This window comes from Bacillus sp. AFS055030 (genome assembly GCF_002574545.1).
Lineage (GTDB): Bacteria > Bacillota > Bacilli > Bacillales > Bacillaceae_G > Gottfriedia.
The window spans coordinates 59,890-74,843 of the sequence record NZ_NUGT01000026.1 but is presented as its reverse complement, the minus strand read 5'-3'; the positions used below and the strand labels follow the sequence as shown (position 1 = coordinate 74,843).

The window sequence follows — 14,954 nt, the reverse complement described above, 5'->3', positions numbered from 1 at the left end:
TAGTTAAATAGTCTTGTAGTATATCCGATGACTTAGAAATTCAGGTCTTTTCACTTATTTTTTGTCATAATTGGATAAATTTTACAAAATGTTTTGAAAATTTATTATAATAATAAGAACAAGCTGTTCATATTTTTATATAGAACTTGTCCAATCCTTGCGATCATTTCGATTAAGTTATTCTCGAAAAGAAAGTAGGAATTTTTTTTGTACCTAAAAATAAGAATGGAGGATGAACATGGTTAAACTCTATGTCCTGGCAGTTGTCATTGGTGGAGTGACCGGATTTATTTTTCACATCCTGTTTAACAAAGGTACGATTATGCTCCCCGTGAGACGAAAGAAAGGCTTTTATTTAGGTTTTCTTGCAGATATTTTATTTGGATCAACAGCTGCAACATTATTTGTTTCTTTATTTATACCAGAAAACATGTTAAAAGATATGCGTATGGTAATCGGATACTGTATATTAGCTGGTCTCTCATCTCAAAGCTTTCTTTTAAGTAGGGCACTTAACACTGAACGAGAAAGGGTAAGTTCACTGCATAATATTTCTAAGCAAATTGTGTAGTATTTTTAATAATTTACTTAGCAAAAGTTGAAGGAGGCATGTAATGAGGCTAGCGCTAACACCTGAAGAGAAAGCCATTTATTTAGATTTATTAGAGGATTTGTTAAATGCCGATACTGAATACGAAATAAAAAGTATCGAATTCCAAATTGTAAGCTTTTTAAATAACATAAGAGAATCTAGAAAAAATGTTGAAGATTTCGATGAAAAGGCAGCAGCTGCTCAATTCGTGCGAGCTGGTAAATTAAAAAGTTAGGCAAACCCCCAAAAATGAAACAGACTAAAATTGAAAACACCAATCATGTTGTATAGTTTAACTATAATACATTAGGGGTGTTTTTTTTTGTGGGGATTATTAAACTACTAGATAAATAGAGAAATTGAGAAACGGAGCGACTATAGATAGATATTGCACTTTTCCAATTGGTTTAGTGCATTTTTTTCCTGACATGTGAATTTATACGCTAAATAGTGTACAATAATTGTATTACTACAGTTTAAAAATAGGATAAATCTGATTAAAATAAGAGATACAGTTTATTGAACGGAGTGAATTAATGAAGATTTCAACAAAGGGAAGATACGGACTGACAGTTATGATTGAATTAGCAAAAAGATATTGTGATAAACCAATTTCTCTAAAGAGTATTGCGAAAGCACAAAATCTTTCTGAGCATTATTTAGAACAAATTATTTCATTATTACGTAATGCGGGATTAGTTAAGAGTATTCGCGGAGCATATGGTGGGTATATTTTAACAAAGGAACCAAATGAAATTTCTGCAGGGGAAGTGATAACTGCACTTGAAGGATCATTATCTCCAATCGAAAATCTTGAAGATGAAAATCCTGCACAAAGAGAGTTATGGACTCGTGTTCAAAAAGCGATTAATGAAGTGTTAGACCATACGAGTCTTGAGGATTTAGCAAAATTAGAATCTGATGATTTAAATGGATATATGTTTTATATTTAATTTTAGCGCGTTCAAAGATAGTTGAACGCTTCATAAGGAAAGGATTTAATAAAAATGGAACGTATTTATGTAGATCATGCTGCAACTTCTCCAATGCATCCAGAAGTAATTGAAAAGATGGTTGTCGAAATGCAAGAGACTTTTGGAAATCCATCTAGTATTCATTCATTTGGTCGACAAGCTCGTCAAAAGATTGATACTGCACGCATGATTTGTGCTAATAGTATAGGATCAAAAGTTAATGAAATTATTTTTACAAGCGGTGGAACAGAAAGTGATAATCTTGCTGTTTTAGGCGCTGCTTATGCAAATCAAAAATATGGTAAGCACATTATTACCTCTAGCATCGAGCATCATGCTATATTACATACATGTCAGGCTCTTGAAAAGGAAGGCTTTGAGGTTACGTATTTACCTGTTGATCATACAGGTCGTGTGAATGTAGATGATGTAAAAGCTGCACTACGTGATGATACGATTTTAGTATCCATTATGATGGTTAATAATGAAATCGGAACAGTTCAACCAATTAAAGAAATAGGTGAACTTCTTAGTAACCATAAAGCTCATTTCCATACAGATGCTGTACAAGCTTACGGTTTAATTCCAATTAATGTTGAAGAACTTGGTGTAGACTTTTTATCCATTTCCTCACATAAAATTAATGGACCTAAAGGTGTAGGTTTTCTTTATGTAAGTGAAAATGCGATTTTTAAACAATTACAATATGGTGGACAACAAGAGCGTAAACGTCGTGCAGGGACAGAAAATGTTCCTGGTATTGTTGGATTAGCTAAAGCAGTAGAAGTCATTCACATCGAAAGAGATGATCGTGTAAAAAACTATTTGCGCTTCCGTGACATCTTACTTAGTGTACTAAAGGAAAACGGAATTCGTTTTGAAAAAAATGGAAATGAGTCGTTTTTTGCACCACATGTGTTAAACTTATCATTTGAAGATATTTCAATTGAATCATTTTTGGTAAACCTTGATTTATCAGGCATAGCAGCATCAAGCGGGTCTGCTTGTACAGCTGGTAGCATAGATCCATCACATGTTTTAGTTGAGATGTTTGGAATCGATTCACCTAAAATACGTTCTTCGATTCGATTCAGTTTTGGTTATGGAAATACAGACGAACAAATCCGGATACTTGGAGAGCGTGTTTCTTCAATTGTAAAACGATTAGTTAAAATATAAATTTAAAAATGCGAGGGGATATTATTTATGAATAAAAAAGATCCAAAAGACACTCGCGTAGTAGTAGGAATGTCAGGTGGTGTAGATTCATCTGTAACAGCATATTTATTGAAACAACAAGGATATGATGTCATCGGTATTTTTATGAAAAACTGGGATGACACAGATGAATTTGGTGTATGTACAGCAACTGAAGATTATGAAGATGTAATTGCAGTTTGTAATCAAATAGGAATTCCGTATTATGCAGTGAATTTTGAAAAGCAATATTGGGATAAAGTGTTTACTTATTTCTTAGATGAATATAAAAAAGGTAGAACGCCAAATCCAGACGTAATGTGTAACAAAGAAATTAAGTTTAAAGCATTTCTTGAACATGCAATGGAACTTGGAGCAGATTATGTAGCAACAGGTCATTATGCCGGTGTTGAGTTTCGTGACGGAGAATATAAAATGTTACGAGGAATCGATAGCAACAAGGACCAAACTTATTTCTTAAATCAACTTGGCCAAGAACAACTATCGAAAGTTATGTTCCCACTTGGAGGCTATTTAAAGCCTGAAATCCGTAAAATTGCTGAAGAGGCAGATTTAGCAACAGCAAAGAAAAAGGACAGTACTGGAATTTGCTTCATAGGTGAACGTAACTTTAAAGAATTTCTAAGTAATTATTTACCTGCACAACCTGGTGAAATGAGAACAATGAACGGGGAAGTGAAAGGTAAACATGATGGACTAATGTATTATACAATTGGACAACGTCATGGACTTGGAATCGGTGGAAATGGAGATCCTTGGTTTGTTGTAGGTAAAGACTTAAAAAATAATGTTTTATTAGTTGAACAAGGATTCCACAATGACTTACTTTATAGTAATGAAGTACTTGCTTCTGATATTAGTTGGACATCAGATAAACCGAAAGAAGGCTCATTTACATGTACTGCTAAATTCCGTTATCGTTCTGAAGATAACGAGGTAACAGTTCATATTTTAGATGATAACTCAGTAAGAATACTTTGCCACGAAAAAATTCGTGCAATCACTCCAGGACAAGCCGTTGTATTTTATGACGGAACAGACTGCCTAGGTGGAGGTACAATTGATCGTGCATTTATCGATGGTAAGGAATTAACCTATTTAAGATAAATCTATTTACCCCAATCGAAATGGTTGGGGTTATTTTTTTTGAATGAAAATACTGATTTAACGTTGAATTTTGAAGAAACGTTCCTTTGAAATGTAAACTATGGTGTGTTAGTGTAAAATAGATATACTAAACTGTTGAAGTCTATCCAAAAATAATTGAAAGAAACTACATAGAGGTGTCATGTATGAATAATTTTGAACGTGGAGTAGCAGCACTGCAAGAGGGAAACTTAGAGGATGCAGCTAATTATTTAACGAAAGAAATTGAAGAAAATCCTACTAATTCATTAGCATATGTTAATTTTGGTCAACTTTTACTTTCGATGGGAGATGTAGAAAGGGCTTGTCGTTTTTTTGAAAAGGCTTTAGAAATTGATCCGGAATTGGCAGCAGCACATTATGCAGTAGGGACAGTGTATTTTGAAGATGGAAAGTTTGAATTAGCTAAAAAACATTTTCAACATTGTGTGAAACTTGGGATGAATGATAGTGATGTCCATTTTATGATAGGTTTATGCTGTGTTAATAATGGAGAAGATCGATTTGCACTTCCATTTTTTCAACGAGCGATTGAGCTAGATGATCAAGATGTAGACGCATTATTCCAATATGGCCTTACTTTAGCTAAATTAGAAATGTTAGATGAAGCGAAAATGAATTTAGAAAAGGTTTTACAATTAGATGAATATCATGCTGATGCCCACTATAATTTAGGCATTATTGCGATGTTTAATGATCAAGTTACGACTGCAAAAGATCATTTTAATAAAGCGATTGAAAGTCAAGATGATCATATGCTTGCGATGCATGCTCTAAAAGTGATTGAAAATAAAGAAGAGGAATGAAACTAGTTTTTAAGTAAGTTCGGGGAGGTGGAGTAATGCAAACCCAAAGTGAAATGGAATTGTTTGTTGATGAGACACCATATATTAAAGGGCATATCACAACAATCATCTTTTATAATGTAGAAAATTTTTATACTGTTGCAAAGGTAAAAGTAGTTGATACCAATTTATCAAATTGTGAACAGGAAATGACCATTACTGGGAATATTCCGAGAATGAATGAAGATGAAACCTATACATTTAAGGGGATTGTAAAAGACCATCCGAGGTATGGGAAACAATTTCAAATTTCATCATTTGAAAAAGAACTTCCATCTACTAAAAAAGGTGTTATTCAATATTTATCCTCAGATTTGTTTAAAGGAATTGGAAAGAAAACAGCCGAAAAAATAGTTGATCATTTAGGTGAAGGGGCAATTAATAAAATTTTAGATAATGCAGATAGCTTAGAAGGTGTCCCCGGGTTAGCAAAATCCAAGGCTAAAGAAATTTATGAAACAATTCTTTCACATCAAGGTCTTGAAAAAGTAATCAGCTTTTTAAGTAGCTACGGTATTGGAACGGGTTTATCGATTAAGATTTATAAAACGTACAATGAATCAACTCTAGATGTGATCAGAACAAATCCATTTAAGTTAATTGAAGATGTGGATGGGATTGGGTTTGGAAGAGCTGATGAAATTGGTCGTGCAATCGGAATTACAGGAAATCATCCAGATCGAATACGTGCCGGTTGTATTTATATTTTAGAGCATTTATCGATGCAAGAAGGACATGTTTATATTACACAGGATCAGTTTATTGATGAAACTAGACAATTATTAATGAAACAAGATAAAGAACTTGTCGAAGCAGTCGACATTTCTCGGGAAATGAACCGATTAGTAGCAGACGGGAAGCTAGTAATGGAAGATGAGAGAATCTATTTAGCTGCTCTTTATTACGCTGAGAAAGGCATTGTAAATGCGATCCAAAAATTATTAAACAGTGCTCCAGATTTAGGAGAAATGACTGAAACTAGATTTGCAAAAGAGCTAGAAGATCTTGAATCAAAAATGAATGTAAAATATGCACCTTCACAAGCTCAGGCGATCAAAAAGGCTATGGAGTCAGCAATGATGGTTCTAACGGGTGGACCAGGGACAGGTAAAACAACAGTTATTAAAGGGATCGTTAATCTATTTTCAACCATCCATGATTTATCTTTAGATCAACATTCTTACCCAAAAGATGATCCATTTCCATATTTGCTTGCTGCACCTACAGGTAGAGCGGCAAAACGAATGAGTGAAGCAACTGGATTACCGGCAGTAACAATCCATCGATTACTCGGTTGGACAAGGGAAGGTGAGTTTAGCCATCATGAGGAAAATCCCTTAAATGGAAAGTTACTGATCATTGATGAGTTTTCAATGGTCGATGTTTGGTTAGGGAATCAATTACTCAAAAGCATTCCAGAAGGCTGCCAAGTCATTTTTGTTGGGGATGAGGATCAATTACCTTCTGTTGGTCCAGGTCAAGTCTTAAAAGACTTATTAAACTCTGGTACTGTTCCAACAGTAAGATTAAAAGACATTTATCGTCAATCAGAAGATTCGTCGATTATTACGCTTGCACATTATATAAAAGATGGAACAATTTCCGAGGATTTATTTGAACAAAGAAAAGATCGTTCATTTATTGGTTGTTCAAGTCAACAAGTTGTCGAAGTCGTCAAAAAAGTGTGTGAAAACGCCCACAAAAAAGGTTTTCCTGTAAGAGATATCCAAGTATTAGCGCCGATGTATCGTGGTCCAGCTGGAATTGATGCTTTAAATGAAGGGCTACAAGAGGTGTTTAACCCTAAAAAAGAGAAGCAACGAGAAATGAGTTTCGGTGATACAACATTCCGTACAGGTGATAAAGTTCTCCAACTCGTAAACGTACCTGAAAATAATGTCTTTAATGGAGATATGGGCGAAATTGTAAACATTTTTTTCGCCAAAGAAAATGTTGAACAACAAGATCTAATAATCGTTTCATTTGATGGAAATGAAGTGACCTATACTAGACCAGATTTTTCTCAATTAACACTTGCTTACTGTTGTTCAATTCATAAGTCGCAAGGAAGTGAATTTGATATTATTGTGCTTCCAATTGTCAAAAGTTATTATCGAATGCTTCGAAGAAATTTAATTTACACTGCAGTGACAAGAAGTAAAAAATTCTTAATCATGTGCGGTGAACAAGATGCATTTATTCAAGGCATTGGAAGAACAGATGATGGGCAAAGACAAACTACATTATGCATGAAACTAAAAGGAATTGAAAATGGTGAAGTACAGCTAAATGAGGATTTACCATTTCAGCTTTCAGATGAATTACCAAATCTTTCACCTTATGATTTCATGTAATTGACTAAGAATATATAGTGCAAGACGATTCCTGTACTAACGTATATTTTTATGAAAATTTGGTCACAATGCTTAGAAACATTGCCTTTTTAGGCTAAGGGAGCGAGCGTTGTGATTTGTCCAAATTGTCATAGTAAAGACTTAGGGAAAATAGGTGTAAATCAATATTATTGTTGGGGATGTTATATTGAACTAACAATTAATAAAGGGATGATTTATACCCACCAAGTTGAAGAAGATGGTACGTTAAGTTCGTTAGATGATTTATTTGATGAACAGGATCGAAAACTTAGTATGTAGGAGTGGGTAATTGATGGCTAGAAAAAGCTCTTTATTAGGTTTAGGTTTAGGTGCAGGTGCACTTGCGATGAAATTAATGTACGATAACAAATGGCTTACTCAAAAGAACATGAAACGTATGAGAAAGTCATTGAAAAAAATGCTTTAATTTTTTTAAGCACATGTCTTTTGGGCATGTGCTTTTCTTATGTAATCAAACCCACAGGAATGTAGAAACATTTGCTGAAAAAATTTTCATTGAGAAAATGAACACCTTCTTATATCATTTAAAAAAAGATGGAAAAGAGATGGTAAATATGGGAGTAGGAGTTAAGCTTGTTAAGAATGATGTAAAGTATGCAAAAGCAGTTTTTAAGCTATCATCAGATCCAGGTGTGAAAGATGTTTTAGGAATAAAGGTAGATCATATTGATGATACAATTGGTTTTATTCGTTATATTGTCCAGCAGGAATTAGAAGGTAAAGTAATAAATCGGATCATTTTGAATGAACAAGATGAAGTTGTCGGTATAACTAGTTTAAAGCATATTGACCGAGGCGATGGAATTTGTCATATCGGCACTTGGATCGGAGTTCCATTTTGGGGCAAGGGTATAATGAAGCTTCAAAAATTGAAATCTTAAAAATTGCTTTTAACGAGTTGAAAATGGACTATGTTTTTGCTGGTGCCAAAGAGTCAAATACAAGATCAAGGCGTGCACAGGAGAAATTAGCTTATATGACAATTGGTGTAGAAAAGGATTTTCCAAAAGAATTATCGATTGTTGAAAAAGAGGCTAAAACTAAATGTGTATTGAATGTTGTGAAGAGAAAAGATTTCGTAAATTTTTTAACGAGTCACATAAGTTAATGGAAATTCTCCATACTAATTAACAGTATGGAGGTTTTTTTATGGACGGGTTAAAGTTAAAGTGGATCTATCGATTATGTTTAATTTTGTTAATTGGATTGGTTGGAATCGTTTTTTATTATTTAAAACCGGTTTATTTACATATTGTAATTGGTGTTTTAAAATCGATGGTTCCCTTTTTGATCGGGTTAATAATTGCTTATTTGTTACATCCAGCAATTGAATATATTCATAATAAAGGGGTAAAACGAGCAATTGCGATATTATTGATTTATTTAATATTTTTTGGAGGGTGTGTACTAGGGCTTTATTTATTACTCCCTATTTTTAAACAACAGTGGCAAGATATTTTAAAAGCTTTTCCTAAAGTAATGGCATTATATGATAATCTTTTATCAAAAATCGAACGAAAGACTTCGAGGATGCCAATTTTTCTTCATAATCGTGTTGATTTAATGATAAATGGTGCTGAAAAATCGGGATTATCATTATTGAATAAATCTGGTGTATGGATGAAAGAATTAGTAAATAATATCATTTCACTCTTTATCATTCCATTTATCGTTTTTTACTTTTTAAAAGACTATAAGGTTTTATCGAATATGTTTTGGAAAATTATCCCTTACAAGTGGCGATATGAAGCGAAAGGTTTAGCAAAAGAGCTTAATAATACTTTTGGAAAATATATTCGTGGTCAAATATTAGTTTGTTTTTTACTGTTTGTTTTAGCAACAATATTTTTATGGATTATTCGAATGAAGTACGCACTAGTATTAGGAGTAATCATAGGTATAACAGATATCATTCCATACTTCGGACCGATTATTGGAGCAGTACCAACTTTATTTCTTGCCGCTTCGGAAGGGACAAGTTTATTAATTAGAGTAGGTATTACATTAATTGTATTACAATTGATTGAAGGTAACGTCCTTTCTCCGCTCATAATTGGTAAATCAATTCATACTCATCCAGTTATAATTATGTTTTTTCTATTAGTTGCAGGTGAAATAGCTGGTTTTTTTGGTTTGTTAATTGCAGTTCCATTATTGGTTGTCATCATTTCAGTTATTCGTTATTACAGTAATAGAAAAGAACGTCTCTCAACTTGACTTTCATTTTTGACAATGATACTATTTTTTCATACAATTTATATTTGCAAAATTTTGAAGGAACCAGTATGTCACTAAACCATTTAAAGCTTATGCGAAAGAGAGAAGTTTCCTAGGCTGAAAGAAACTTTAATGAAGGGTGACAGAAAAGCTACTCCTGAATGCAGCTAATCACTGACGCGTCAGATCACGTTACGGTCTCTTTGAGGTGATGAATAGACTTCGAGGCATTTTGCCTAAGCAACTAGCTTTCTATTCATAATCAGGGTGGTATCGCGAGTACATCTCGTCCCTGTTTTAGGGACGGGATTTTTTTGTTTTTATAACATTATAAATTTACTAAATGGAGGTTAATATAATGAAAAAGTTAACTGCTGCTCAAATTCGTCAAATGTACTTAGACTTCTTTAAAGAAAAAGGTCACTCTATTGAGCCAAGTGCATCTTTAGTACCAGTAGATGATCCAACTTTATTATGGATTAATAGTGGTGTAGCGACATTAAAAAAATATTTTGATGGTCGAGTTATTCCAGAGAATCCAAGAATAACAAATTCACAAAAATCAATTCGAACAAATGATATTGAGAATGTTGGGAAAACAGCTCGTCACCATACATTTTTTGAAATGTTAGGTAATTTCTCTATCGGAGATTATTTCCGAGAAGAAGCTGTAACATGGGGTTGGGAACTTTTAACTTCATCTGAATGGTTTGGATTTGATAAAGACAAATTATACGTTACAGTCTATCCAGAGGATAAAGAAACGTATGATTTATGGATTAAATTAGGATTAGATCCTGAGCATATTATCTTATTAGAAGGTAACTTCTGGGAAATTGGTGAAGGACCATGTGGACCATGTACAGAGATTTTCTATGATCGTGGAACAAAATATGATCCAGAAAACATTGGAATTAAATTATTAAAAGAGGATTTAGAAAATGATCGATATTTAGAAATTTGGAATATTGTATTCTCTCAATTTAATTCAAAAGAAGGTTTAGACCGTAAAGAATACCCTGAGTTACCAAGCAAAAATATTGATACTGGAATGGGCTTAGAGCGTATGGCAAGTGTACTACAAGAAGTAGACACAAACTTTGACACTGATTTATTCATGCCAATTATCAATGTTGTTGAAACAATTTCTGGTCAAAAATATCGAAATGGAAATTTAGATCAAGATACTGCTTTTAAAGTAATTGCTGACCATATCCGTACAGTATCTTTTGCTGTTGCAGATGGCGCTCTTCCTTCAAATGAAGGTCGTGGATATGTATTACGTCGCTTAATCCGTCGTGCTGTTCGATTTGCAAAAAAATTAGGTATTGAACGTCCATTTATGTTTGAACTTGTTCCAGTGGTTGCAGAAATCATGGAAAGCTACTATCCAAATGTGAAAGAAAAAGTACCTTTCCTTCAAAAAGTAATTAAAAATGAAGAAGAGCGTTTCCATGAAACATTACATGAAGGATTATCACTTCTTACAAATGTAATGAAGGATGCAAAAGCTAAAGGAAGTACAGTAATTAAAGGTGAAGATGTTTTCCGTCTTTATGACACATATGGTTTCCCAATTGAATTAACGGAAGAATATGCAGAAGAAGAAGGATTAACAGTTGATCATGAAGGTTTCGAAGTAGAAATGGAAAAACAACGTGAACGTGCTCGTTCTGCAAGACAAGATGTTGATTCAATGCAAGTACAAAGTGAAGCACTTCGTGAAATCAAGGAAACTTCAGTTTTTGTAGGTTATAGCGAAGGTTCGGTTGAATCTACAGTTCTTGTTTTAGTACAAGACGGAGAAAAAGTTGAAGATGTAGCAAATGGCGAAGTAGCTCATTTAATTCTTGATGTAACTCCTTTCTATGCTGAAAGTGGAGGTCAAATTGCAGACCGTGGAACGTTAACGGCTCCTGGTTTAAAGGTAGAAGTGCTTGATGTTCAAAAAGCACCAAATGGTCAAAATTTACATCGAGTGAAAGTTGTTGAAGGTGCTTTATCAGTTGGTGCTAAAGTTACATCAACAATTAATAAAGCTAACCGTTCAAGTATTGTAAAGAACCATACAGCTACTCATTTATTACACCAAGCATTAAAAGATGTACTTGGAACTCATGTAAATCAAGCTGGTTCATTAGTAAACCAAGAACGCTTACGTTTTGACTTCTCACATTTCGGTCAAGTAACGTCTGAAGAACTTGAAACAATTGAAAAGATAGTGAATGAAAAAGTTTGGGAAAGCATTCCAGTTCAAATTTCTGAAAAAGCAATTGCTGAAGCAAAAGCAATGGGAGCAATGGCATTATTCGGTGAAAAATATGGTGATGTAGTACGAGTAGTACAAGTTGGAGATTATAGTCTTGAACTATGTGGTGGATGCCATGTTGATAACACAGCATCGATCGGTACATTTAAAATAATTTCTGAGTCAGGAATTGGAGCTGGTACACGTCGTATTGAAGCAGTAACTGGCAAATCAGCTTATGAATATATGCAAGAACAAATTGGTCAACTAAAAGACGCAGCTAGCCTATTAAAATCAAATACGAAAGACGTAGTTGCTCGTATTGAAACTTTACAATCAGAATTAAAACAAGTACAAAAAGAGAATGAATCACTTTCTTCAAAATTAAGCAATATTGAAGCAGGAAATATTAGTAATAACGTGAAAGAAGTAAATGGAGTAAAGTTCGTTGCTGCTAGAGTAAATGGAGCAGATATGAATAGTCTTCGCACAATGGTTGATGACCTTAAAAATAAAATTGGTTCTGTTGTTGTATTACTTGGTTCTGCTAATGAAGGTAAAGTAAACTTAATTGCTGGTGTTACAAAAGATTTAGTAGCTCAAGGATATCATGCAGGAAATCTAATAAAAGAAGCTGCTTCAATTTGTGGCGGAGGAGGCGGAGGCCGTCCTGATATGGCTCAAGCTGGCGGTAAGGATCCTTCGAAATTAGACGAAGCTGTTGCTTTTGTTGAAAAATGGATGAACACGATTTCAAAATAATACAAAAATCGTGTACAATAACAGATATAAAAATTTTTAGCTGATTCGTAACTGCGTAATAAAAATGGTACAATGTAATTAGTTAAAAATATACGGATAAGTGGGGTGCTTTGTATGGATTCATTTGATAAAACGATGAAGTTTAGTTTGCAAGATGAAGGTCAAGATATACGAGTTAATGAAGTTTTGTTAAAGGTTCATGACGCGTTACAAGAAAAAGGCTACAATCCAATCAATCAAATAGTAGGATACTTATTATCAGGTGATCCTGCATACATTCCTCGTCACAATGACGCAAGAAGTATGATGAAAAAATTAGAGCGTGATGAAATCATTGAGGAATTAGTTAAATCTTACTTACAACAACATCGTGGAGAATAATTAATGAGAGCACTTGGGCTAGATGTAGGTACTAAAACAATTGGTGTAGCTGTAAGTGATGCGCTTGGTTGGACAGCTCAAGGTATTGAGACAGTCAAAATTGATGAAGAACGTCAGAAATTTGGACTAGACCGACTAAAAGAAATCATCGATCGCTACGAAATCGAAAGAATAGTTGTAGGTCTTCCTAAAAATATGAACGGAAGTATTGGAGAACGCGGTGAAGCTTGCAAGCGTTTTGGAAAAATGATTGAAGAAGAATTCAATCTTCCGGTTATACTATGGGATGAAAGACTTTCAACAATGGCTGCCGAACGATTTCTAATCTCTGCTGACGTAAGTCGTAAGAAAAGAAAACAAGTAATCGATAAAATGGCAGCAGTAGTTATTTTACAAAACTACTTAGATAGTATAAAGTGATAAAGAAGAATGGAGATATGGCCGACAACAAGAGTATTTGCAGTTTAACTTTTTTTGGCGGCTTCTCCATCTACTTTCTTTTATACTAATACATAAAAGGATTAAAATAATAGAGGTGATATAAATGGAACACGGTGAAGACAGACAAATTACAATCATCGATGAGGAAGGTAATGAGATTCTTTGCAATATTATCATGACTTTTGAATCAGATGATTATGGTAAATCATACGTAATTTATAGTCCAGTTGGACAAGAGTTTGATGAAGATGGAGACCCAATCTACCATGCATCTAGCTTCATTCCTGCAGAAGATGGTGAAGATGGAGAGTTATATCCAATCGAATCTGACGAAGAGTGGGAAATGGTTGAAGAAGTATTAAATACGTTCTTTGACGAAGAAGAAGGAGAATAAGATCTCTGTATAAAAAAATGCTAAGCACTAATAAAAGTGTTTAGCATTTTTTTATGTAGAAAATTGCCGATTTAGCACATTTTTGTAGTATACTATAACGTGGAAAAGGAGGCAGATAAGTTTGTCAATAAACAATTTTGATAAAAATGGATACAAGAATACAAATAAAAAAAGCAAAGTTATGCTTATTTTTACATATTTAATTATTGCTTGTATTGTCGTAATTGGAGCGGGGTTTGCAACTTATAAATATATGTTAAAACCTGTTAACTCAGCAAATAAACAAATTAAATTAGTAACAATTCCTGTAGGAAGCTCTGTTGATAATATTGCAGCAATTTTAAAAGAGAAAAACTTAATAAAAAATACATCAATTTTTAAAATGTATGTGAAACTGCATAATAACACAAGTATGAAATCAGGTAATTATCATTTTAGCGAAAACCAAGGAGTTGCAACGATCGTAAACCACTTACAAGTAGGTGGTAAATATCAGGTTTCAGTGAAGGATGTAATGATTCCTGAAGGCTCACAATTAAAAGAAATCGCAGTGATTATTGCAAAAGAATTTAAATTAGATCAAGCAGCTGTACTAAAACAGTTGAATGATAAAGTATTTATCCAGGGGCTACAAAAAAAGTTTCCTGAGTTACTAACGAATGATATTTTTAAACCTGGAATCCGCTACCCATTAGAAGGCTACTTATATCCTTCAACTTATATGTATGGGGATTTTACCCCAAGCTTAGAACAAATTATAACACCGATGTTAACTGAAACAGCGAAAATATTAGACCAATTTAAAACAGAAATGGATACCAAAAAGCTTACTCCCCATCAGACATTAACAATGGCATCGTTAATCGAGGAGGAAGCCACAGGTACAACAGATCGAAAGTTAATTTCAAGTGTATTTTACAATCGTCTAGATATAGGAATGCCGTTACAAACGGATCCAACGGTTTTGTATGCACTAGGTAAACATAAACAACGCGTATTATATAAAGATTTAGAAGTTAAATCTCCTTATAATACTTATTACATTAAAGGGTTACCAATCGGTCCAATCGCAAGTGCTGGCATTGATAGTATAGTAGCTGCTCTTGAGCCTGCCAAATCAGATTATTTATATTTCCTTGCTGATAAAACAGGAAAAGTAATCTTTACAAAATCGTTAAAAGAGCACAATACTGAAAAAGAAAAGCATATAAAATAAAAAGTTGGAAATACTTGTATACGAAATATTAAATTCCTCAGTAGTATAAATAGTCTACTGAGGAATTTTGTAAATTAAAGAATAGTGAAAGCGTTGCAACAATTCTTGGTACTAGCCAAGGGTC

General features: G+C 33.6%; 15 protein-coding genes and 1 pseudogene. All 16 read left to right on the top strand.

Translation table 11 applies throughout. The features are described 5' to 3' along the window. The first annotated feature begins 238 nt into the window (after positions 1 to 238). The 16 genes and pseudogenes from CN925_RS11670 (at position 239) to mltG (ending at position 14,830) form a co-directional block, all read left to right on the top strand. On the top strand, positions 239 to 571 hold the full coding sequence (locus tag CN925_RS11670) for a DUF4257 domain-containing protein (protein ID WP_180232938.1): 333 nt from the start codon (positions 239 to 241) through the stop codon (positions 569 to 571). Between the two features lie 43 nt (positions 572 to 614). Next, positions 615 to 827 carry a hypothetical protein gene (locus tag CN925_RS11665; protein WP_098846397.1) on the top strand — a complete coding sequence of 71 codons (213 nt, stop codon included), beginning with the start codon at positions 615 to 617 and terminating at the stop codon, positions 825 to 827. Between the two features lie 301 nt (positions 828 to 1,128). Next, entirely contained in the window at positions 1,129 to 1,545 is a 417-nt protein-coding gene (gene cymR, locus CN925_RS11660) for a cysteine metabolism transcriptional regulator CymR (protein ID WP_056472685.1), read from the top strand. 54 nt (positions 1,546 to 1,599) lie between these two features. Further along, positions 1,600 to 2,745 (top strand): cysteine desulfurase family protein, encoded by a 1,146-nt coding sequence (locus CN925_RS11655; protein ID WP_098846396.1) that lies wholly within the window; start codon positions 1,600 to 1,602, stop codon positions 2,743 to 2,745. Positions 2,746 to 2,772: 27 nt separating this feature from the next. Further along, positions 2,773 to 3,891: a tRNA 2-thiouridine(34) synthase MnmA gene (gene mnmA, locus CN925_RS11650; RefSeq protein WP_098846395.1), complete on the top strand. Its 1,119-nt coding sequence runs from the start codon at positions 2,773 to 2,775 to the stop codon at positions 3,889 to 3,891. 185 nt (positions 3,892 to 4,076) lie between these two features. Then, the gene (locus tag CN925_RS11645) at positions 4,077 to 4,736 is read left to right on the top strand and encodes a tetratricopeptide repeat protein (RefSeq protein ID WP_098846394.1); all 660 of its coding nucleotides are present in this window, start codon (positions 4,077 to 4,079) and stop codon (positions 4,734 to 4,736) included. 35 nt (positions 4,737 to 4,771) lie between these two features. Beyond that, positions 4,772 to 7,129: an SF1B family DNA helicase RecD2 gene (gene recD2, locus CN925_RS11640; protein ID WP_098846393.1), complete on the top strand. Its 2,358-nt coding sequence runs from the start codon at positions 4,772 to 4,774 to the stop codon at positions 7,127 to 7,129. 111 nt (positions 7,130 to 7,240) lie between these two features. After that, positions 7,241 to 7,429: a hypothetical protein gene (locus CN925_RS11635; protein WP_098846392.1), complete on the top strand. Its 189-nt coding sequence runs from the start codon at positions 7,241 to 7,243 to the stop codon at positions 7,427 to 7,429. A 13-nt stretch (positions 7,430 to 7,442) separates the two neighbouring features. After that, positions 7,443 to 7,577 (top strand): DUF3918 family protein, encoded by a 135-nt coding sequence (locus CN925_RS11630; RefSeq protein WP_088013672.1) that lies wholly within the window; start codon positions 7,443 to 7,445, stop codon positions 7,575 to 7,577. A 13-nt stretch (positions 7,578 to 7,590) separates the two neighbouring features. Next, positions 7,591 to 8,279, top strand: a pseudogene (locus CN925_RS11625) (GNAT family N-acetyltransferase). 41 nt (positions 8,280 to 8,320) lie between these two features. Then, positions 8,321 to 9,388: an AI-2E family transporter gene (locus CN925_RS11620; RefSeq protein ID WP_098846391.1), complete on the top strand. Its 1,068-nt coding sequence runs from the start codon at positions 8,321 to 8,323 to the stop codon at positions 9,386 to 9,388. Between the two features lie 358 nt (positions 9,389 to 9,746). Next, entirely contained in the window at positions 9,747 to 12,398 is a 2,652-nt protein-coding gene (alaS, locus tag CN925_RS11615) for an alanine--tRNA ligase (RefSeq protein ID WP_098846390.1), read from the top strand. A gap of 114 nt (positions 12,399 to 12,512) precedes the next feature. Then, positions 12,513 to 12,779, top strand: a complete 267-nt coding sequence (locus tag CN925_RS11610) for an IreB family regulatory phosphoprotein (RefSeq protein ID WP_056472706.1) — start codon at positions 12,513 to 12,515, stop codon at positions 12,777 to 12,779. A 3-nt stretch (positions 12,780 to 12,782) separates the two neighbouring features. Then, positions 12,783 to 13,199: a Holliday junction resolvase RuvX gene (ruvX, locus tag CN925_RS11605; RefSeq protein ID WP_098846389.1), complete on the top strand. Its 417-nt coding sequence runs from the start codon at positions 12,783 to 12,785 to the stop codon at positions 13,197 to 13,199. A gap of 124 nt (positions 13,200 to 13,323) precedes the next feature. Then, positions 13,324 to 13,614: a DUF1292 domain-containing protein gene (locus CN925_RS11600; RefSeq protein ID WP_056472710.1), complete on the top strand. Its 291-nt coding sequence runs from the start codon at positions 13,324 to 13,326 to the stop codon at positions 13,612 to 13,614. Between the two features lie 121 nt (positions 13,615 to 13,735). Beyond that, positions 13,736 to 14,830, top strand: a complete 1,095-nt coding sequence (gene mltG / locus CN925_RS11595; protein WP_286138330.1) for an endolytic transglycosylase MltG — start codon at positions 13,736 to 13,738, stop codon at positions 14,828 to 14,830. The last annotated feature ends 124 nt before the right edge of the window (positions 14,831 to 14,954 follow it).